The sequence below is a fragment of the Actinomadura sp. K4S16 genome, assembly GCF_008327685.1.
Taxonomy (GTDB): domain Bacteria; phylum Actinomycetota; class Actinomycetes; order Streptosporangiales; family Streptosporangiaceae; genus Spirillospora.
On record NZ_BDDE01000013.1, the window covers coordinates 659414 to 680895 of the forward strand.

Genomic DNA, 21482 nt, shown 5'->3' on the forward strand with positions numbered 1-21482 from the left:
GGTTCCTAGCGTCGAGGGCATGAAGACGGCACTGATCACCGGGGCCTCGCGGGGCCTCGGCCGGGCTCTCGCCCGCACCCTCGCGGAGGACGGCTGGAACCTCGTCATCGACGCCCGCGATCCCGGCGACCTGCGGGCGGTCGCCGACGAGACCGGGGCGACGGCGATCCCCGGGGACGTCGCCGACCCCGCGCACCGGGCCGCCCTCGCCCGCGCGGTCGAAAGCGGGCTCGACCTGCTCGTCAACAACGCGAGCACGCTCGGCCCGACGCCGATGCCCCGGCTCGCCTCGCTTCCCGCGGACGACCTGGCGGACACCTTCGCGACGAACGTCCTTGCGCCGCTCGCCCTGATCCAGGCCGTCCTGCCCGGCCTGCGGGAGCGGCGCGGCGCGATCCTCAACATCACCTCGGACGCGGCCGTGGAGGGCTATGAGACGTGGGGCGGCTACGGGGCGTCCAAGGCCGCACTCGAGCAGCTGTCGAACGTCCTCGCGGCCGAGGAGCCCGACGTGGCCGTGTGGTGGGCGGACCCGGGCGAGATGAACACCGCCATGCTCCGCGCGGCCGGCGAGGACGCGGACGCGGCCCCGCCGCCCGAGGAGGCCGCCGCCGCGCTCCACCGGCTCGTCTCCGGCCGCCTCCCCAGCGGGCGCTACCGCGCGGCGGACCTGGCGGCGGCGCGATGACGGCCGTCCTTGATCATGATCGGGTGACAACAGAACAGGGCATATTGGGCGCGGGTCTCCGGGCCGCGACCTTCGGGATCGTCCTGGTCGTGACGCTGCTGGCGTTCGAGAGCATGGCCGTCGGCACCGTCATGCCGGTGGTCGCGAACGACCTGGACGGCCTGGCCCTGTACGCGTGGGGCTTCAGCGCGACCCTGATCACGAGCCTGCTGGCCACCGTGCTCGCCGGGGGCTGGGTCGACCGGTCGGGACCGACCCGGCCGTTCCTGGTCGGGCTCGGCGTGTTCGTCGCCGGACTCCTGATCGCGGGCGCGGCGCCGTCCATGTGGGTCTTCGTCGCCGGACGCGCCGTGCAGGGCCTCGGCACGGGCGTCCCGCTCGTCGCCCTGTACGTGGTGATCGCCCGCGTCTACCCGGAGGACCTGCGGTCCCGGGTGTTCGCCGCGCTGTCGGCCGCCTGGGTGCTGCCGTCGCTGATCGGCCCGGCTGCCGGGGGCGCCCTGGCCGAGCACGCCGGCTGGCGCTGGGTCTTCCTCGGCCTCGTCCCGCTCGTGATCCCGCCGGCGCTGCTGCTGCTCCCCGTGCTGCGCGGCATCGCGCCGTCCGGCGCCGCCCGCGCTCCGGGCCGGGCGCGGTACCCGGCCGCGCTCTGCGTCGCCGCCGGCACCGGCACTCTCCTCTACGGCCTCGACGGCTCGGGCTGGACGATGCTGCCCGCGGCCCTCGCAGGCCTCGCCGGCCTGGCGTTCGGGCTGCCCCGGCTGGTGCCCGCCGGGACGCTCCGGCTCCGCCGCGGCCTGCCGAGCGTGATCCTCGTCCGGGGCCTGCTGTCGGGGGCCTTCTTCGGCACCGACGTCTTCATCCCGCTGGCGCTGACCCGGCTGCACGACTTCAGCGCCACGCAGGCGGGGATCGTCCTGACGGTCGGCGCCCTCGGCTGGTCGGCGGCGTCCCAGATCCAGGGCCGGTCCGAGCGCCCCCGCGAGTTCTACGCCCTCCTCGGCGCCGTGCTCGTGACGTCCGGGATCGTCCTCGCCACCGTCGCCCTCCAGTTCTCCGGCTGGCTCGCCGCCCCCGCGTGGGTCGTCGGCGGCGCCGGGATGGGCTTCTCGATCGGCAGCCTCTCGGTCCTGCTGCTCGACCTGTCGGCCGAGGACGAGCAGGGCGTCAACTCGTCCGCGCTGCAGATCAGCGACACCCTCGGCTCGTCCCTCGTGGTCGGCGTCGCGGGCGCGCTGGTCACCGGCTTCGGCGCCGCCCGGCTGGACGCCGGGCTCGCCGTCGCCGGGGCGCTGTTCGCCGCGATCGCCGCGTTCGGCGTGATCGCCGCTCTCCGTCTGGAGGTCCGGACATGACCGTCGACTTCACCCTCCCAGCCGCGCTGGAGGCCCACGAGCCGCCCGAGGCGCGCGGCCGGACCCGCGACGGCGTCCGGCTCCTGGTCTCCCGGCGCGCCGCCGGCGAGGTCTCCCACCACGCGTTCCGCGACCTGCCCGCGCTGCTCGACCCGGGCGACCTGCTCGTGGTCAACACCTCGGCCACGCTGCCCGCCGCCGTCCGGCTCGACCGGATCAGCGTGCACTTCTCCACCCCGGTGCCCGGCGCCGACGACCGGCTGTGGCTCGTTGAGCTGCGCCGCCTCACCGGCAAGGCCAGCCGCCCGTACACCGGGGGCAGCCCCGGCGAGTGGATCCCGATGCCCGGCGGCGCCACCCTCACCCTCGTCGGACGCCACCGGCACCCCTCCCGGGGCGAGTCCGACCGGCTCTGGCAGGCCCGGCTGAGCACCGACGTCGTCCCCTACCTGCGGCGCCACGGAGTACCGATCCGGTACGGGTACGTCCGCCGCGACTGGCCGGCCGCCGCCTACCAGACCGCCTTCGCCCACGACCGATCCGCCGGCGGCGCGGAGATGCCGAGCGCCGCCCGCCCGTTCACGCCCGAGCTCGTGACTCGGCTGGTGTCGCGCGGCGTCCTGATCGCCCCGATCACCCTCCACACGGGCGTCGCGTCCCCCGAGGCCCACGAACCGCCCTACGCCGAGCGCTACACCGTCCCCGAGCCGACGGCGGCGCTGGTCGGGCACGTCCGGGAGCACGGCCACCGGGTGATCGCCGTCGGCACCACCGCCGTGCGCGCCCTGGAGACGGCCGTGGACGCCGCCGGACGCGTCCAGGCGTCCTCCGGCTGGACGGAGCACGTCGTGACCCCAGAGGGCGGTGTCCAAGCCGTGGACGGCCTCCTCACGGGCCTGCACGAGCCCAAGTCGTCCCACCTGATGATGCTGACCGCCATCGCGGGCCGCGCCCTGCTCACCGCCACCTACGAGGCCGCCCTCGCCGAGAGCTACCTCTGGCACGAGTTCGGCGACCTGAACCTCATCCTGCCCGGATAGCGTCTCGCATGCCGGACCTCACGGGCGGGGCTCCCGGCGCGGCCGGTACCGTTGGTATCAGTTATGGACGGGTCAGCAGAGCGCACGCTGCTCATCACACTCACCGGACGCGACCGCCCCGGCGTCACGTCCCGCCTCTTCCGCACACTCTCGGAGTTCCCGCTGACGGTGGCGGACGTCGAGCAGGTCGTGATCCGCGGCCGGCTCGTCCTCGGCGTCCTGCTCGCCTACTCCGAGGGCGCCGACATCGGACGGGTCTGGAACGCCGCCGAACGCGTCGCGAACGACCTCGACATGGAGATCGAGCTGTCCACCGGGCGCAACAAGCGGATGCCGAAGCGCAGCGGGCGCCTGCACGTCACCGTCCTCGGCAACCCGCTGATGCCCGCCGCCATGGCCGGCATCTCCGGGCGGATCTCCGCGCACGGCGCCAACATCGACCGCATCGAGCGCCTCGCCCAGAACCCTGTCACCTGCATCGAGATGGACGTCTCCGGCGCCGACCCCGACGCGCTGCGCGCCGCCCTCACCGCCGAGGCCGTCGAGCAGCGGGTCGACGTCGCCGTCCAGCACAGCGGCCTGCACCGGCGCGCCAAGCGGCTCATCGTCATGGACGTCGACTCCACCCTCATCCAGGGCGAGGTCATCGAGCTGCTCGCCGAGCACGCCGGCTGCCTCGACGAGGTCGCCAAGGTCACCGAGGCCGCCATGCGCGGCGAACTCGACTTCGAGGGCTCCCTGCGCGAGCGGGTCGCGCTCCTCGCCGGCCTGGACGCCTCCGCGATCGACGCCGTCCGCGACAGGCTCCGCCTCGCCGCCGGGGCCCGCACCATGGTCCGCACCCTCAAGCGCCTCGACTACAAGTTCGCGATCGTCAGCGGCGGCTTCACCCAGGTCACCGACGCCCTCGTCGAGGACCTCGGCATCGACTACTCCGCCGCCAACACCCTGGAGATCCAGAACGGCAAGCTCACCGGCCGCGTCACCGGCCAGGTCATCGACCGCGCCGGCAAGGCCGCCGCCCTGGAGCGCTTCGCCCGCGAGGCCCGCATCCCGATCAGCCAGACCGTGGCGATCGGCGACGGCGCCAACGACCTCGACATGCTCCAGGCCGCCGGCCTGGGCATCGCCTACAACGCCAAACCGGTCGTCCGCGAGGCCGCCGACACAGCCGTGAACGTCCCCTACCTGGACACGATCGTCTTCCTACTGGGCATCTCCCGCGAAGAGGTAGAGGCCGCCGACGCTCTTGACTCCCAGGGGGGCGACCCCCTGGAACCCCCGTCACGAGCCGGGCAATCCTCACGCCACGGCTGAGGTCCTCGTGCCCGTGCGGGTTTGTGGCGTGGCGCTCCGGTCGCCCGGCTCGGCGGGCACGCGCGTTGCGCTCGCTGCACTCGCTCCACGCACCTGCCCGCACTGTGCCTTCCCAGGGGGACGACCCCCTGGAACCCCCGTCACGACGCAGGCGATCCTCACGCCGCCGTTGCGGTCGCTGTGCCCGTGACGGCCAGCGTGGCGTCGCTGCGGTCGCCCGCGTCGGCGGGCACGCGCGTTGCGCTCGCTGCACTCGCTCCATTTGCCCAGGGGGGCGACCCCCTGGAACCCCCGTTGCGACGCAGGCGATCCTCACGCCGCAGTTGCGGTAGCTGTGCCTGTGACGGCTTGCGTGGCGTCGCTGCGGTCGCCCGCGTCGGCGGGCATGCGCGTTGCGCTCGCTGCACTCGCTCCACGCGCCTGCCCGCACTGTGTTTGCCCAGGGGGGCGACCCCCTGGAACCCCCGTCACGACGCAGGCGATCCTCACGCCGCCGTTGCGGTCGCTGTGCCCGTGACGGCTTGCGTGGCGTCGCTGCGGTCGCCCGCGTCGGCGGGCATGCGCGTTGCGCTCGCTGCACTCGCTCCACGCACCTGCCCGCACTGTGTTTGCCCAGGGGGGCGACCCCCTGGAACCCCCGTCACGACGCAGGCGATCCTCACGCCGCCGTTGCGGTCGCTGTGCCCGTGACGGCTTGCGTGGCGTCGCTGCGGTCGCCCGCGTCGGCGGGCATGCGCGTTGCGCTCGCTGCACTCGCTCCACGCACCTGCCCGCGCCCCGGCGAAGGCCCCAGTCCAAGAGGGTGTGAACCGTCCACGCCCAACGCTCTTGGACGGGCCACTCCATCACGCTCTTGGAGTGGACCTGAGCGAGGGCGCGGGTCGGGCGGCCGGAAGGCGCTCTAGGCGCCTGGAGGCCGCACGACTCGCCGAGCCGGGCGACCGCAGCGCCACGCACCAAACCCGCACGGGCACAGAAACCCGCACCGTGGCGTGAGGATCGCCCGGCTCGTGACGGGGGTTCCAGGGGGTCGCCCCCCTGGGTAAACACTGCTCATGCTTCGGCGGGCGCGGGGGGCTTATGCCCAAGTTCATGGGCGGGCCGCGCCGTTCTATGGGTTGGCCTCTGCGATCGCGGTGGCCGTGCCGCTGCTCGCGGGGGCGCTGACCGGGCATGCCGCGCAGGGGTCGGTGATCGCGCTCGGGGCCTACCTGGTCGCGCAGCGGGCGCCGGAGGGGCCCTACGGGGCGCGGGCGCGCGATCTCACGGTGGGCGTGCTGATCGTCGCGGTCGGGGCCGGGGTGGGCGGGCTGCTCAGCGGGCATCCGTGGCCGGCCGTGATCGTGGTGCCGCCGCTGGTCGCGCTCGGCGTGGCGGTGCCGCGGATCGGGTCGACCGCCGGGCTCGCGGTGCTGTTGAGCGCCATCCGGCCGCCGTCCGCGGACGTGCTGGGCATCGGGCTGCTGGAGCTGGTGGGCGGGCTCCTCACCGCCGGGCTGCTGCTGGCGCCGTGGCCCGCGCGGCGGCTGCGTCCGCTGCGGGAGGCGCTGAGCGAGTCGGCGGACGCGGTCGCCGAGGCGCTGGACGCCGTGGCGCAGGACGTGGGCGCCCATGACGCCGGGCCCCTCGACTCCGTCGAGATGACGAATCCCGACCTGCTGGCGGTGACCCGGATCCCGGACTGGGAGGCCAAGCGGCGGGCGGCCTCGGAGTCGCTGACGGCGGTGCGCGCCACCTACGCGCTGTACCGAACGGGGCGGCCGGGGAACGAACCCACAAGGCCCGAGCGGCTCATCGACGCGCTGGGGCGCGTGCTCCACGAGACGGTGACGCTCCAGGCCGTCCTGGAGGCGGCGAAGAACTATCCGCCGGACCGCGAGTGGCAGTTGGAGACGCAGACGGCGATCTCGGCGCTGGCGGCGCGGCTGCGGCTGCTGGCCGGGGCGGTCGCGACGGCGGGGGAGGCGCCGCTCGGCCGCGAGGAGTCCGCCGCCGTCCGGCGGATGGGCCGCGCCGCCGAGCAGATCAGGCGCGCCGGGCTCGCCGGCGACGAGGACCTCGTCGCGGTCGCGCTGATCGGCCAGGTGCGCCGCTCCATCGACCGCATCGCCGGCGAGGTCGCCTCCACGCGCCGGCTCGTCGCGGGCGGCCTGCGCATCGGGTTCGCGGTGCCGCGGATCCCCGGCACGCTCGACCCGATGCCGCTCTGGGACCGGGTGCGCCGCGCCGTCCGCACGCGGTCCCCGAGGTTCCGGCAGGTGTCGCGGGTGTACGTGACGGCGGCCGTGTCGATGGCCCTCACCACCGTGCTGGGGATCCGGTACGGGCACTGGCTCACGATCACCGCGATGCTGAGCCTGCGCGCCACCTACGGCGAGACCGTGGACCGGCTCGTCCAGCGCGTCGGGGGCACCGCGGCCGGGGCCGCCGTCGCCGCGGTCATCCTGACGCTCGCCCCCGGGCAGCCGACGGTCGTTGGGTTCGCGTTCTGCTTCGCGGTGGCCGGGTTCGCGATGGAGTCGGTGAACTTCGCCTACTGGGCGCTGTTCGGGACGCCGCTGGCGATGATGCTGCTGGACTTCTCCACCCCCGCCGACTGGCGCACCGCCGGCGCGCGGATCGCGCTGACGCTCGCCGGGTCGCTCCTGGCGTACTTCGCCGCCTTGACGCTGTGGCCCGCCGGGCACCTCGAACTGCTGCCCGGCCAGCTCGAACGGCTCATGCGCACGCACGCGGGGCTCGTCCGGGCGACGGCGGACGTCCTCTCCGGGGAGAAGGTCCGGCTGCCGCACGACACGATCGTCACCGCGGAGCGGGCGGCCGAGGCGGTCGCCGAGACCCGGACGCGGCTCGGCCACGAGCGGGTGCCCGACACCGGGTTGACGGACCGGCTGCGCAGGGCCGCGGCCGCCGCGCACCGCGCCCGCGACCACCTCATCGCGGTCGCGAAGATGTCCCGCGAGCAGGCCGTGGACACCGGGCCGATCCCCGAGATCCTCGACCGCCTGGCCGACCAGCTGGAGGAGGCGGCCGGCCTGCTGGAGGAGCCGGGGGAGCGCGACCCGGAGGCGGGCGCGCCCGTCGAGGAGCTCGCCGATGAACTCGCCGAACTCGACTCCTACCTGTCCACGCTCACCCGGCGGCGCCGCGCGGAGCTCAAGGAGGGCGTCGGCCCGGACGAGCTCACGCCGCTCCGGCACGCCCTGCTGCAGGTCTCCGGGACGCGCTACACGATCAGGGAGCTGCGCCGGGACGTGAACCAGGTCATCGAGTCGTCGCTGGAGGCCGCCGCGCCGCGCCGGTGAACCGTCAGTCCTTCGGAGTGCGGACGGTGCGGAGTTCGCCGAGGCCGGGCCGGACGTCCACCCAGTCTCCGGACGGAAGGTCGATCACGGCGAGGGCGCAGGTGGGGAAGGCGTCGGGAGCCTGGCCGGTCAGATCGTGGACGAGTTGGTGCACCGACGGGTTGTGCCCGACCAGCAGGAGCCGTTCGGACTCGTCCGGCGTCTCGCGGATGAGGGCGAGGAGCCCCTCGGGGTCGTTGTCGTAGATGCCGGGCTCGAAGCCGGCCTCCGCGTCGAGCGCCAGCCGGGCGAGCGTCTCCCGGGTGCGGACGGCGGGCGAGCACAGCACGCGGTCGGGGGCGAGCCCGCCCGCGCGGAGCCACTCCCCGGTCGCGGTCGCGTCGCGGCGTCCGCGGTCGGTCAGGGCGCGATCGATGTCGGGTTTGCCGAAGCCGGCCTCGGCCTTGGCGTGGCGGAGCACGATGAGCGTGGGCATGGCCGCCACATTAGGGGGCCACGAGGGCCGCCAGGGTCCAGAGCACGAGCATGATGCCGAGCATTCCGCCGAGCACGATGGCGAAGCCCTTGGGCCCCGACATCGTCGGCTTGCCGCCGCTCGCCACGGCCGCCTCCCGAGTTCGATACGCGCTGCGTCGAGGACGGACGTCCCCGCTCTCCCGTACAGCGTACGACCGGTCTCGCGCGCTCGGGACGGGACCCCCGGAGACGCGGAAGGGGGCCGATGGCGTGTCGCCACCGGCCCCCTTGCGTTCAGGCGGTCAGGACTTCCCGGCGGACGACTCCTCGGTGCCCGACTCGGCCTTGGTCCCGGCCGAGTCGGCGCCGACCGCGGCCTCCCGGCCCTTCTCGAGGGACGCCGCGCCGTCGCCGTTCCGCACGGCGCCGGGCTCCGGCTTGCCGCCCTCGACGGCCGGGTCGCCGGACTGCCCGCCGATCGGGTCGGCGCGCCGCTTGGAGATCACGATCGCCGCGACGACGACCGCGACGGACAGCACGGTGACCCCGACGCGCAGCGGCGTGTTGCCCGCATAGGTCACCACCGCGTCCGCGATCAGCAGCGCGACCAGGTTCATCACCTTGATCAGCGGGTTGATCGCGGGACCGGCGGTGTCCTTGAAGGGGTCGCCGACCGTGTCGCCGATGATCGTGGCCTCATGCGCCTCGCTGCCCTTGCCGCCGAGGTGGCCCTCCTCGACGAGCTTCTTGGCGTTGTCCCAGGCGCCGCCGGAGTTGGCGAGGAACACCGCCATCAGCACGCCCGCCGCGATGGCGCCGCCGAGGTAGGCGCCGAGGGGCGCGTACCCGAGGGCGAAGCCGACCGCGATCGGCGTCATGATCGCCAGCAGGCCCGGGGTGGCGAGCTCGCGCTGCGCGTCCCGGGTGCAGATGTCCACGACCCGGTCGTAGTCGGGCTTCTCGGTGTAGTCCATGATCCCGGGCTTGGTGCGGAACTGCTCGCGCACCTCGACCACGACCCGGCCCGCCGCGCGGCCCACCGCCATGATCGCCAGGCCGGAGAACATGAACACCACGGCCGCGCCGATGATCAGCCCGATCAGCACGTTCGGGCTCGCGATCGACAGGTTGAAGTTCAGGAAGTCCGCGCCGATCGCGTCCCTGGCGCTCTTCGAGGCGCCGTCGAGCGCCGCGATCACCGTCGTCCGGAACGAGCCGAACAGCGCGGTCGCGGCGAGCACCGCCGTCGCGATCGCGATGCCCTTGGTGATGGCCTTGGTGGTGTTGCCCACCGCGTCCAGCCGCTCCAGCACCGCGGCGGCCTCGCCCTGGACGTCCCCGGACATCTCGGCGATGCCCTGGGCGTTGTCGGAGACGGGCCCGAAGGTGTCCATCGAGACGATCACGCCGACGGTGGTGAGCAGCCCGGTGCCGGCCATCGCCACCGCGAACAGCGCGACGGTGGTGTTGCCGAAGCCGAGCAGGAACGCCCCGTAGACGGCGGCGCCGATCACCAGCGCGGTGTAGACGGCCGACTCCAGGCCGAGCGAGATGCCCGACAGGATGACGGTCGCGGGGCCGGTCCTGGCGCTGTCGGTGACCTCCTTGACCGGCTTGCGGTTGGTCTCGGTGAAGTAGCCGGTGAGCAGCTGGATCGCGCTGGCGAGCACGATGCCGATCAGGACGGAGCCGAGCGCGACCCAGCGCGGGTCGGCGTCCAGTCCGGCGATGGCCTTGTCGCGGACGCCGTCCAGCTCCGCGAAGGACGAGGGCAGGTACACGAACGCGGCGACCGCGACGAGGATCGCCGAGATCGCCGCGGAGATGAAGAAGCCCCGGTTGATCGCGGTCATCCCGGAGCGGTCGCCGGCGCGGGGCGCCACCGCGAAGATGCCGATCACCGCGGTGATCACGCCGATCATCGGCACGATCAGCGGGAACACCAGGCCCTGGTTGCCGAACGCCGCGGTGCCGAGGATCAGCGCCGCGACGAGCATGACCGCGTACGACTCGAACAGGTCGGCGGCCATGCCGGCGCAGTCGCCGACGTTGTCGCCCACGTTGTCGGCGATCGTCGCCGCGTTGCGCGGGTCGTCCTCGGGGATGCCCTGCTCGACCTTGCCGACCAGGTCGGCGCCGACGTCGGCGGCCTTGGTGAAGATGCCGCCGCCGACTCGCATGAACATGGCGAGCAGCGCGGCGCCGAACCCGAAGCCCTCCAGCACCTTCGGCGCGTCGCCCTGGTAGGCGAGGACGACGACGGCGGCGCCGAACAGGCCGAGGCCGACGGTGAACATGCCCGCGACGCCGCCGGTGCGGAAGGCGATCCGCATCGCGGTCTTCTCGCCGCCCTCCTCGCGGGCGGCCGCGGCGACCCGGACGTTCCCCCGAACGGCCAGCCACATGCCGGTGAACCCGGTGACGGCGGAGAAGATCGCGCCGATGACGAAGAAGACGGACCGGCCGATCCGCTCGCCGGTGGAGTCGGCGGGCAGGAGCAGCAGGACGAGCGGGATCAGGACCACGAAGATCGCGACCGTGCGGAACTGGCGTTTCAGGTAGGCGCCTGCGCCCACCTGAACGGCGCGCGCGATCTCTTGCATCTTGGCGGTGCCCTGGCCGGCGGCCAGGACATCGCGTACGAGACCCGCGGCGACGGCCAGTGCGAGCAGTGCGATCACGGCGACGACGACGACCAGGGAAAGGTCGCCGCCGCCGAGATCCACTTCAGCGCTGGCCGGGCTTGACAGGGAAAACCCGGGCATCCGTCCTCCTCGACAGGGGCGTTGCGATCGCGACCGACATAAAAGCGATCTTTACCGCGTACCCCACGAGTCATGATTTCGAACGCCTCGCACGGCAACGCGGGTGCCGGGAGTCTACGCACGCGTAAGTCGAATGTTAAGGCCGCGACGCCCTTCATGAAGATGTCGCCGAAATGAAACACGCGATACGCCGGAAATTGACCCATTGGCCTGATCGGACAGCGTCCTCCCAGGTCAGACCGGGCCAGGCGCTTATTACCCCGCCGACACCCTGACGGGCGCGGGGCATGACCGACACATCGGCACGACCACCGGCGTCCGCATTCAAGCTAGGCATTAACACGGAATATGTCCAGACCCAAATCGGGTCGGATCCCCGACGATCACAAGAGAATCTCACACCACCCGCACCACCAGTCCCACAAGCCCCACCGGCGCCCCCTGCGGTCCCTACCCTGACCCGCCACACCCCGCCTCCAGCCCCCTACCCGACACCAGGGGGTAGGGGGCGAGGCCCAGAGGGGACGAGGCTCAGCGCCACCGAGCTGCGGTCAGACCAGGCAGACGACTCATGTGCGCCCGTTGGGCGGCCCCGCACATCTGGACGCAGCGGATGCGGTGTGCCTGTGACTCGGTCTAGCTCGCGCTCTGTGGTGTATTCGTGCCGAGGGCTCGCCGAGGAGCCGGCGGCTAGGGGGCGCGGGCGTTGGTGCAGGCAGTGGCACTCGTCGCCGAGGACGCCCTACACGAGGGCGGAAGTGGTACCTCCGCCGCGGAGGTCCATGCCGAAGGGCCGTACTTCAGTGTGGCGCGCAGGGCTCGCCTTGCTCACCACCCGCACCCGCTACTGCAACAACCTCAGCCGGCACCGCGACCACGCGACAACCTCGATGGCTGCGATCGCGTCCGAAGGCAGGTTCAAGCGAAGCGAGAACCTGATCGCGCAGCGAGCCGCAAGGCGAGACGGAGCGATGCCAGCGATCGCCCGCAGTGCTCTTGTCCTTCGGGCCCCCAAGGCCCGAAGGACAAGAGCACTGCCAATAAACACAGCTAGATGGTCGCCTCGGCTTCGGCCGGCCAGCTCATCCGTATCTGGACCCCCTTCGGCGTGGTCGCGATCTCCACGTCGTCGGCGAGCCCGGCGATGACGGCCAGACCCAGTTCAGCGGTGCCCTCACCCAGGCCGTACTCGAACTCGTCCGCTCCCTCGTCCAGGGCGGCGGCGGGGAGCCCCTCCGGGGGAAGGTCGCCGGGGACGGTGTCGCTGACGGTCACCTCGAAGCGGCCTTTCTCGCCGCGCAGCTCGAGGCTGACGGGTTCGTCCGGGCAGTGCCGGCGATGCGCTTCCACGGCACGGGAGCACGCCTCGCCGACCGCGAGCCGCACCTCGTCCAGCAGAGGCTCGGCGACCCCGCTGCGGCGGGCGACGGCGGTCACGATCAGCCGGGCGGTCCGAACGTGGACGGGCAGCGCGCTGAAGGACAGTTCAACAGTCGACATTTCAGCCGCGGGCCGCCTACTTGGCGCCCTTGCGCTTCTCCTCGGCCTCGGCGATCGAGTTGTGAATGCCGAAGACCTTGGTCAGCCCCGTGATCCGGAAGATCTTGAGGATGCGCTCCTGGGTGCACACGAGCTCCAGGGAGCCGTCGTGGGCGCGCACCCGCTTCAGCCCGCCCACGAGCACGCCGAGCCCGGTCGAGTCGAGGAACTCCACCTTCTCCATGTCCACGAGCAGGTGGAACTTGCCCTTGTTCACCAGGTCGATGAGCTTCTCGCGAAGCTTCGGCGCCGTGTAGACGTCGATCTCGCCCTCCACGTTGATGACGGTGAGGCCATCGTCGGTGGTGTAGTCGTTAACCTTCAGATCCACAGATCCTCCACGCGCCGTGCAGCACTATCCGATCCCGCCACCCGGCCCCTCGGAGGGCGGCCGGACGCCGAGACTTCGCCGTGATTCAACCACGCTCCGGCGTCGTGTACGCACGTAATCGCCCACACGGGCGAAAGTTCGCGCCATCCCGCCTGACCTGCTGATCTCAGGTTCAGAGCAGGGGGAACAGGCCCTCCGGCGCCGGGGCGTTCCCGTTGTTTTGCCCCGGCTGGCACACTGAAAACCTGATGGGCGCCCAAAGATCCTCAACTCCCCTGGACCGGCTGCTCGCCGATCCCGCGCGGCGCGAACGCATCACCCACGTGGAGAGCGTTCCCGCACGTCGCGGCCGCCGGGCGGCGTGGCCCGACTGGTCACCCCCGCTGCTGGTGGAGCGGCTGGCCGCCGCCGGCATCGAAGCGCCGTGGGAGCACCAGGCCGCGGCGGCCGAGCACGCCCGCGCCGGCCGGTCTGTGATCATCGCCACAGGCACGGCCTCCGGCAAGTCCCTCGCCTACCTGCTGCCCTGCGTCGAGGCGATCTACGCGGGCGACGAGAACCCCCGCCACGAAGGGACCGTCCTCTACCTGTCGCCGACCAAGGCGCTGGCCGCCGACCAGCTCCGCGCTCTGCGCGCGCTGCGGCTCACGCGCGTGCGCGCCGCGACCTACGACGGCGACACGCCGCAGGACGAGCGGACGTGGGTCCGCCAACACGCCAACTACGTGATGACCAACCCCGACATGCTGCACCGGTCGATCCTGCCCGGGCACGCCCGATGGTCGTCCTTCCTGCGCCGTCTGAAGTACGTCGTCATCGATGAGGCCCATGGGTACCGCGGCGTCTTCGGCTCGCACGTCGCACAGGTTCTGCGCCGCCTCCGCCGGGTGTGCGCGCGATACCACTCGTCCCCCACGTTCATCCTCGCTTCGGCCACCGCGTCGGAGCCCGCCGCCGCCGCGTCCCGTCTCACCGGTCTCGACGTGGTGGCCGTGGACGATGACGCCTCTCCGCGTGGGCCCGCCACCTTCGCCCTGTGGGAGCCGCCCCTGACGGACCTGCGGGGTGAGCAGGGCGCTCCCGTTCGCCGCACGGCCACCGCTGAGGCCGGCGACCTCCTGGCCGACCTTGTCGTCGAGGGCGTGCAGACGCTCGCCTTCGTCCGCTCCCGGCGCGGCGCGGAGTCGGTGGCGCTCAGCGCCAAGCGCGCTCTGCACGAGGTGGCCCCCGGCTTGGCCGAGCAGGTCGCCGCCTACCGCGCCGGCTATCTGCCCGAGGAACGGCGCGCGCTGGAGGCCGCCCTGCGCTCCCACTCGATCATCGGCCTGGCGAGCACGAACGCCCTGGAGCTCGGTGTGGACGTCTCCGGGCTCGACGCGGTCCTGGTGTGCGGCTGGCCGGGCACCCGCGCGTCCCTGTGGCAGCAGGCGGGACGTGCCGGACGTTCCGGGCAGGCGGCCCTGTCCGTCCTGGTGGCCCGCGACGACCCGCTCGACACGTTCCTCGTCCACCATCCCGAGGCGATCTTCGGGACGCCGGTCGAGGCCACCGTGCTCGACCCCGACAACCCCTACGTCCTCGAACCGCACCTGTGCGCGGCGGCGTCCGAGCTGCCGCTCACCGAGGACGATCTCCCCCTCTTCGGTCCCGCGACCGCCGACCTGCTGCCGGACCTGGTGCGCCGCGGCCTCCTGCGCCGCCGCCCAGCCGGCTGGTACTGGACGCGCCGTGACAGGGCCTGCGACCTGGCCGACATCCGCGGCGCGGGCGGCGCGCCCATCCAGGTCGTCGAGGCGTCCACCGGGCGGCTCCTCGGCACCGTGGACGAGCCGTCCGCGCACACCACCGTCCACGAGGGGGCCGTCTACATCCACCAGGGCGAGTCCTTCATCGTGCAGACCCTCGACCTGGACGACTCCGTCGCACTCGTCGAGGCGGCCGACCCCGACTACTCGACCACCGCCCGCGACGTCACCGACATCAGCATCGTGGAACGGCTCCGCTCCGTCTCCTGGGGCGAGGCCACACTCAGCTTCGGAACCGTCGAAGTCACCCGGCAGGTGGTCGCGTACCAGATGCGCCGCATGCAGACGGGGGAGATGCTCGGCGAGAAGCCCCTGGACCTACCGCCCCGGACCCTCCGCACGCGCGCCGTATGGTGGACCCTCTCCGAAGCCCAGATCTCGCGTCTGGACGACCTCGACCTGGCAGGCGCCGCCCATGCCGCCGAACACGCCTCGATCGGCCTGCTCCCCTTGTTCGCCACGTGCGACCGCTGGGACATCGGCGGCGTCTCTACGGCCGTCCACCCCGATACCGGGCTTCTCACCGTCTTCGTCTACGACGGCCATGAGGGCGGCGCCGGATTCGCCGAACGAGGCTACGGCGACGCCGCCGCCTGGCTACGCGCGACCCGCGACGCCATCGCCTCCTGCGAATGCGACTCGGGCTGCCCGTCCTGCATCCAGTCCCCCAAGTGCGGCAACGGCAACGACCCCTTGGACAAACAAGGCGCCCTAGATCTCCTAGCCGTCCTCCTGGCCGAAGCTCCCGAGTAACCCGGCCGGGTCAGTTGGGAGCGACCCGCTGGGCCGGGACGGAGGCCTGGTCGTCCATCCCGCGCCGGGCCTGGGCCAGCGCCTGCTGGAGCTTGCGCCGCTCCATCTCGAGCGTGTGCAGGGACTCCTCGTGCTCGTCCCGCAGGTCCCGCAGCTCCCGCCGCATGTTCATCGCGCGCCGGAAGCCCAGCGACGCGAGCATCATCCCCGCCATGAACACGATGGCGAGCACGGCGCCGGCCATGAAGACCTGCCACTGCGACGTGATCCCCGGAACCTCGTCGCCGAACAGGGTCAGCCGGGCCGGGCCCGGGTTGTCCAGCACCACGGCGACGCCGGCCGCACCGGCGGCGAGCGCGATGAGCACTCCCAGGAAGATCATGCGGAGGGTCTCCTCTCCATCGGGCCTTGCCGCCCCGGTGCGGGACGAGGCCGAGGTCTCGGACGACAGAACGCATCGCCGGACAAGCCAGACGATCCGATTGGCAAGGCAGCCTAGACCGTGCTCAGACCCCTCGCCAGCCCCACAACCACCCCCCACCCCCAGCGGACCAAGCACCCGCCCTCCGCAAGCATCCATACCGAGGGCCGATCCACCGCCCCCGGGTCGGCCCCGACAGGCCCGTTGCGGCTGACCTGCGCCTCCACCCGGTCGCGAGGCGACTCCCAGAAGATCCCGTAAGGACGGCACAGCACCGTCGGGACCATCAGCCTCGTCAGGCATCGGGGCCATCAGCCACGTCACCGACCACCGCGCCCAGTGCTCACTTGGGGCCCGGCCCCTCAGCCATGTCGCCGAGCACCGCACCCGGTCGTCAAGTTGTAGCGACGACCCGCGCGGTGGCCTCGACCTTCATGCCGGATGTCGCGGCCACTCAGCCATGTCACCGAGCGGCGCACCCAGTGTTCACTTGCGGCGCGGACCAGGCGTTGACCCCGACCTTCATGTGGGCTTCGCGGTCCCTCGGCCACGACGCCGGGAACCGCCCCCGGTGGTCACTTGCGGCGGCGGCCGCGCTTGGGCTTCGTGTTCGTGCCGGGCTTGGCGAGGCGGACGTTCACTCCGCCGGAGGGCTTACCGAAGGTCGCGGGACGGCGGCCGGCCTTCGGCTTCGAGTCGCTGACGGCCGTGCCCGCGGTGCGCTTGGTCGAGCGGGCGCCCTTGGCTCCGGCCGCGACGACCGGGGCGGTCTTGGCACGCGCCTCGGCGCGCGCGATCTGCTCGCGGGCCTTGCTCACGCGCCTGCGGCCGGTGCCGCTGCGTGCGATGCGGGCCGCCATGCCGTTGCTGCTCGTGCCGGCCTGGGCGACGCGGAGGCGCCGCGTCCAGGTCCCGAGGTGCGCGGCGACGATCAGCAGGACCAGCGCGATGCCGACGCTCTTGCCCCACTGGAGCCGGTCGGTCGCCGCGACGTTCTGGGCCTTCGGCGAGTCGGTGGCGATCTGCGGCGCGGGGTAGGTGAGCCCGGGCGTCGCACCGTCCGGCTGGACGGACGGGAGGGTGACCGGCGACTCGTTGTTGAACGGGGTCAGGGGCGTCCCAGTACCGGGGACCGAGGAGCCTCCGGACGGGAGGGACGGCGCCGAACTGCCGGGGACGGAACCCCCTCCACCGCCGAGCGAGGCGGTCGCCGAGGCGGTGCTCGAGTCGAGCGATCCGCCCGTGCCGGTGGAGCGCCTGGCTCGGACGCCCACGGACACCGCGCCGCTGGACCTGGTGAGCGACAGGGTGGTGGAGCAGCTCGTCCCCTGGCAGAGGGAGCCCACCGAGCCCGCCTTGGACTTCACACCCGAGCCGGCGAGCGTGTAGCCGATGAGGTCGTCTTCGAGGCCGCGGTTCCACTTCACGACGAGCTTGCCGCCGGACGCGCTGGCGGACACGCCGGTGGGGGCCGCCGGCGCGATGCGCACCGTGAAGGTGTTGGAGTCGTAGACGTTGTTGGTCTGCTTGCCCTTCAGGTAGACCTTGTAGCGGCCATTCCTGCTGATCGAGAAGGTTCCGGACATATCCCCGGAGAAGCCCTTCTCCTGGAGGAACGTGTCACCGATCCCGGGACCGTCCACTCGCAGCTGCATCGTGATCGCGAAGTCGAAGTGCGCCTTGGCGGTGACCTGGGACCCGCTGGTGATGACGGCGCCGTCCGCCGGGGTGATGACGCTTGTCGTGGCCGCCTGCGCAGGCAGGGCGGCGAGTACCGGGAAGCTCATCGCAAGGGGTGCCGCGAGTGCGATCGCACCGAGCCTGCGAATGATGGTCACGGCCTCAATCCCTTCGACAGCTCGCGCCGATCTCGTTCCGCCGGGCGCACCGCACCTGGCGATGACTATGGGCTTACGGCAGCGTAACGTACCACCGGGTAGCAAAAGTCACAGGAGGATGACAAAGAGGAACGTGTTTTCACTCCCTGCAACCTCCCACCCCTATTGACACTCAGTGCAACGAGGCATGTGGCGCTAGGGTACGCCGTCCTGCCCCACAGGACCAGCCCTCGCCCGGGAAACGATCCTGCGCCCCTTCAGTCCCATGGGCATCGTGACGTCGACGACCACCGAGACATCGATGATCTCGCCTCGCACCTGGCACCTCACCACGCGAGCCCGTGACTCGATCGCGATTGCCTTCGCTCTCGCACAGGCGGCTCCGCCCCCATCGGAGACCCGCGCCGCGCCCGCCAGCGCCGCCATGTCGGCTGCCGCCTCCCCTCGATGCCGCGCGCTCCGGACCCCGCCGACCAGGACCGCCGCCACTCCCACCACCCAGACGAGGACGGCGAACGCCAGCACCCAGACCGTCCCCGACCCCCGATCTCCCGGCCGTGGATCCGGCTCGTTCCTCGTCCTCCCTCCACACCTGGGGAGCTGGCGAGCCGTATCGGACGCGGGGGCGCCGCCTTGCATGACCTCTCCAATCCGTTGACGTGGTGGACTGCTGCAACGAGTCGTCCTGGCAGGCCTCGATCAGCCCGGAACGCGCTGCCCTCCGTGGCGGCTTCTCCCACCTCGACCTCCCGGTTCGCCAGTCGAGGCGTCACGGGCTTGTGGCGGGCGGGAGGCCGGGTTCTGTCTCGGCGGCCGCGTGGGCGCGGACGGTGAGAGCCGGTAGGCCGATCGCGGCGGCGGTGTGGACGGAAGCCGAGATGTCCACGCGGACGGTGGCCTCATCGCGGTGAACCTGGACGGTCGCACCCTTCGGAACGGCCCTCACCACCAGGTCGCGCACGGCGGTGAGGGACTCGCCTCTGGCCGCCGCCCGGGCGCCGCTCCGGGCCGCGTCAGTACAGGCGAGCTGCACGGACGCCGCCCTCACGCCCCACAGCACGATCGCAGTGACCAGCACCAGGGAGGGAAGGGCCACGGCGATCTCCGCCGTGGCCGTCCCGCGATCCCTCAGCCGGCCAGATTGAGGGCCTTCTCGATGATCTGTAAGAGCATCGTCTTCACCTGCGAGCTGGTCACGATCTTGAACAGCAGGCCGGCGAAGGCCGCCGCGGCGATGGTTATCTGGGGTGCCGATCTGCTGTCTTTCATGTGTGCCATGTAGGGGTTTGACGAACGTCACGGACAGATATCCGGGGGGTCTTTCGTCATGTAGTTCATGTACGCCACGTACGCCTTGATCCGAGGACGGTGGCAGGCAACTGGGTCGCACGCGGTCTTGGCCGAGGCGTAGCCGGGCGTCTACTCGGGGGGACCAGGCGTCTGTCGAGGAACCGGCGACCTGTCTTCAAGATCCCTGCGCTGCGAGATGATACGAAGGGGTGGGCGTCCGGGGGAGCGGACGCCCACCTGTAGGTGTCAGGGGGTGTCGTCCCGCTAGACGCGGATTAGTGTGGATCAGCGCACGAAGGTACGCGCGATCTCCCCCGCGATCCGGATCATCACGCCGGCGATGACGCTGATGTAGCGCAGGAACATGATCTTCTTGCGGTAGTAGGCGTCGTCGTCGGTAGGCTGGTTGCGCATTTACTTCTCCTGAAGTGTCTGATCGGCCCCCGGTGCCTCGGGGGCCGATCGGGTTTTGTGGTGATCGTCGGTTTCCTGCGGGAGGGGTGTGGCGGTTCCCGGCATTGGGTGGGGCCGGCGTTCACTCGGTCGGGACCTGGCTGAGGTCGGTGATCTCGGGGCGGCGCAGCCGGTCGTAGGGGGCCTTGAACTTGTAGTTGCGGTGGTAGGTCGAGCCGGTCGGTGACCGCGGGTCGGCCTTGGTTTCGACCCAGCAGGACAGCACGCCCTGCTTGTCCAGTTCGGCCAGGCCTTTGTGGGCGGTCTCGGGGCTGATGCCGTACCAGGTGTGGAGCTGCTCGGCCGTGATGGTGAACTCGTGCTGCAGCCGGGACAGCAGGATGAGCAGAACGGCCTTGCCGGGCAGCTGCAGCTTGGTGTGCATCGGTTCGGTGGCCGTCCAGTACGCGAACGGCAAGGCGATGTAGAAGCCGTTGGCGGCGCCGTCCGGGGGGACATAGGCGTCCTCGCCCTTGGTGCCGCTCTCGTGCCGCGCGAAGATGTGCGCCAGTCGGCCGCGCCGCTCGCGGTTGATCAGTCCGAGCCCTTCCAGCCGCCTCCACGCCCGGGAGATCATCTGGGTGTTGGGCTTGCCGTCGTCGGTGAAGTGGCCGAGGGCGCGCGCCCAGATGCGGGCGTCCCGTGCCACGTCATAGGGCGCCTTGGTGGCAACGGCGCGGAACAGCAAGTACAGGTCGAGGGCGGTCGTGTCGTGGTTGCGGACCAGCTTGGCCAGCGGGCCGTGCTGAAAGCGGCCCTCGGTGTCGGTGTAGCGGACGAATGCGGCGCCGATGGGGGCCGCGTCGCTCGTGCGCTTGGCATCCTCCAGCAGGGCACCCAAGGTGCTCGCCGAGTCGGCGGTCGTGTCGTGGTTCATGCACCTAGGGATACGCGGATTGCCATCGCAAGGGAAATCCGTGACGGCAGATGATCTTGAGCATCATGGCCGTGCCACCTGGAGTCTTATGAAGACCCCTGAATCTCACACGTGAATAACCAGATTTAGTGCCAAGGAACCACCCAAGCCGCTGGTCATGCCAGAGCATGTGATGGCTATGCCAGCCAACCTCCTAGGGCGCGGTAGAGAAAGTCCCGGTTGTGCCTCTGCTGTTCCGCGTCCAGCGCGGATCACGTCCTCCGAACCCGAGGGAGGGGGCCGAGGGTTCGGCCCGTCGTCGTGGTGGCCCCGTGTATGTCCCTCCCGGACCGGCGATCCGCCCACATCCGGACGCCACGCACTCGCGGGGCTGCTGCGTGACGAAATGCCTGACCGGGTGGTTCGGGCCGAGACACGGGCCGCCCCGGCGACCGGTCCCCGCGCCGGGGATGCTGCGCGGCCCGTAGCCATCTCGGGATGTCCGCGCACGTCCTGGACCGCCGTCCGGGCTCCTGCCCGGTTTCTCGTGGGGGCCCGGGAGTCGGGGAGTTAGTTAGGGTCTCGGTCCATGCCTTCGGGCTGCGGTACGGCTCCTCCTGGCTCTCGCTCCCATCCCGCCGAAGGCGCCTCACTCACTTAACTTCGCGCAGCTCAACGCGCGAGTTAGGCTCACCGGGCGGTGGGTTGAAAACTCACTCGCCCGATGGGGCGGCTCATCGGCTGATGCCGGGGCTGGGCCCGGGCCCGCGGCCGTGGTGTGGGCCGTGGTGGCGGTGCGGGTCGTGCGGTGCGGGCGCGGGCCGGGCGGCGCGCTGTACGGCGGCGTGCTGCAGGCGCTGCTGCTGTTCGTGGTCAGCGCGGCGGACCGGCAGCGTGGCGCGGACGGCTTGTTCGGCGCGGAGTTCGGCGAGGCAGGCGCTGGCCTGTGCGGCGGTGGCGGGGCCGCGTAGCCCGGAGATGGTGTGGAGGATGCGGCGGGTGGCGCGGACGGCGGCACGGATGTCGGCGGTCAGGCTGGTCGCGCGGTCGGGAGCGGTGTCGACGTCGTCGGCGATCGCCGCGGCGAGGTGCTCATCGGTGTGTTCGGCGGTGGCGGCGCCGTCCCGCCAGGGCGAGTGGGCGGGCGGGCCTTGGTAGCCGGTGAACGGGGTGGCGGCCTGCAGGGTGAGGACGGCCAGGCGGGTGCGTGCGTTCTGTTCGGCGGCGGTCGCAGCGGCGAGCTGGTCCCGGGCGGTGTCCTGGTCTCGGG

At 71.9% G+C, this 21482-nt stretch carries 18 protein-coding genes; 6 read left to right on the forward strand and 12 right to left on the reverse strand.

What is annotated here, in order from left to right:
• The first annotated feature begins 19 nt into the window (after positions 1-19).
• From K4S16_RS18205 to K4S16_RS18225, 5 genes are all read left to right on the forward strand, one after another.
• Positions 20-688, forward strand: coding sequence for an SDR family oxidoreductase (locus K4S16_RS18205; protein ID WP_149260115.1), 669 nt, complete (start codon positions 20-22; stop codon positions 686-688).
• A 23-nt stretch (positions 689-711) separates the two neighbouring features.
• Positions 712-2043, forward strand: coding sequence for an MFS transporter (locus K4S16_RS18210; RefSeq protein WP_235036886.1), 1332 nt, complete (start codon positions 712-714; stop codon positions 2041-2043).
• Positions 2040-3083: an S-adenosylmethionine:tRNA ribosyltransferase-isomerase gene (locus K4S16_RS18215; protein ID WP_149260117.1), complete on the forward strand. Its 1044-nt coding sequence runs from the start codon at positions 2040-2042 to the stop codon at positions 3081-3083. The genes K4S16_RS18210 and K4S16_RS18215 overlap by 4 nt, the downstream gene beginning before the upstream one ends.
• A 63-nt stretch (positions 3084-3146) precedes the next feature.
• A complete protein-coding gene (gene serB / locus K4S16_RS18220; protein ID WP_149260118.1) occupies positions 3147-4400 on the forward strand; it encodes a phosphoserine phosphatase SerB in 1254 nt (417 codons plus the stop codon).
• Positions 4401-5518: 1118 nt separating this feature from the next.
• Entirely contained in the window at positions 5519-7705 is a 2187-nt protein-coding gene (locus K4S16_RS18225; protein WP_149260119.1) for an FUSC family protein, read from the forward strand.
• 4 nt (positions 7706-7709) lie between these two features.
• Here K4S16_RS18225 and K4S16_RS18230 read toward each other — a convergent pair whose 3' ends face one another.
• From K4S16_RS18230 to K4S16_RS18245, 4 genes are all read right to left on the reverse strand, one after another.
• Positions 7710-8180, reverse strand: a complete 471-nt coding sequence (locus K4S16_RS18230; RefSeq protein ID WP_149260120.1) for a histidine phosphatase family protein — start codon at positions 8178-8180, stop codon at positions 7710-7712.
• A gap of 283 nt (positions 8181-8463) precedes the next feature.
• A complete protein-coding gene (locus tag K4S16_RS18235; RefSeq protein WP_149260121.1) occupies positions 8464-10926 on the reverse strand; it encodes a sodium-translocating pyrophosphatase in 2463 nt (820 codons plus the stop codon).
• Positions 10927-11976: 1050 nt separating this feature from the next.
• Positions 11977-12426, reverse strand: a complete 450-nt coding sequence (locus K4S16_RS18240; RefSeq protein ID WP_149260122.1) for an ATP-binding protein — start codon at positions 12424-12426, stop codon at positions 11977-11979.
• A 16-nt stretch (positions 12427-12442) separates the two neighbouring features.
• Complete coding sequence (locus K4S16_RS18245; RefSeq protein ID WP_149260123.1) at positions 12443-12796, reverse strand: STAS domain-containing protein; 354 nt, start codon at positions 12794-12796, stop codon at positions 12443-12445.
• Between the two features lie 248 nt (positions 12797-13044).
• Between K4S16_RS18245 and K4S16_RS18250 the strand changes: the two genes are divergently transcribed.
• Positions 13045-15354, forward strand: a complete 2310-nt coding sequence (locus K4S16_RS18250) for a DEAD/DEAH box helicase (protein WP_149260124.1) — start codon at positions 13045-13047, stop codon at positions 15352-15354.
• A gap of 10 nt (positions 15355-15364) precedes the next feature.
• On the opposite strand, the gene K4S16_RS18255 is transcribed toward K4S16_RS18250, so the two are convergent.
• From K4S16_RS18255 to K4S16_RS44400, 8 genes are all read right to left on the reverse strand, one after another.
• Positions 15365-15736, reverse strand: a complete 372-nt coding sequence (locus K4S16_RS18255) for a hypothetical protein (RefSeq protein WP_149260125.1) — start codon at positions 15734-15736, stop codon at positions 15365-15367.
• A gap of 614 nt (positions 15737-16350) precedes the next feature.
• A complete protein-coding gene (locus tag K4S16_RS18260) occupies positions 16351-17613 on the reverse strand; it encodes a hypothetical protein (protein WP_149260126.1) in 1263 nt (420 codons plus the stop codon).
• A 195-nt stretch (positions 17614-17808) separates the two neighbouring features.
• Positions 17809-18252: an Rv3654c family TadE-like protein gene (locus tag K4S16_RS18265; protein WP_149260127.1), complete on the reverse strand. Its 444-nt coding sequence runs from the start codon at positions 18250-18252 to the stop codon at positions 17809-17811.
• A 130-nt stretch (positions 18253-18382) separates the two neighbouring features.
• Complete coding sequence (locus tag K4S16_RS18270) at positions 18383-18745, reverse strand: TadE family type IV pilus minor pilin (RefSeq protein WP_149260201.1); 363 nt, start codon at positions 18743-18745, stop codon at positions 18383-18385.
• Positions 18742-18882: a DUF4244 domain-containing protein gene (locus K4S16_RS18275; protein ID WP_149260128.1), complete on the reverse strand. Its 141-nt coding sequence runs from the start codon at positions 18880-18882 to the stop codon at positions 18742-18744. The genes K4S16_RS18270 and K4S16_RS18275 overlap by 4 nt, the downstream gene beginning before the upstream one ends.
• Positions 18883-19188: 306 nt before the next feature.
• On the reverse strand, positions 19189-19317 hold the full coding sequence (locus K4S16_RS46485; protein WP_268843254.1) for a hypothetical protein: 129 nt from the start codon (positions 19315-19317) through the stop codon (positions 19189-19191).
• Positions 19318-19438: 121 nt separating this feature from the next.
• Positions 19439-20233 (reverse strand): hypothetical protein, encoded by a 795-nt coding sequence (locus K4S16_RS18280; protein WP_149260129.1) that lies wholly within the window; start codon positions 20231-20233, stop codon positions 19439-19441.
• Positions 20234-20946: 713 nt separating this feature from the next.
• A partial coding sequence (locus K4S16_RS44400) for a hypothetical protein (protein WP_160160945.1) occupies positions 20947-21482 on the reverse strand: 536 nt, incomplete at its 5' end.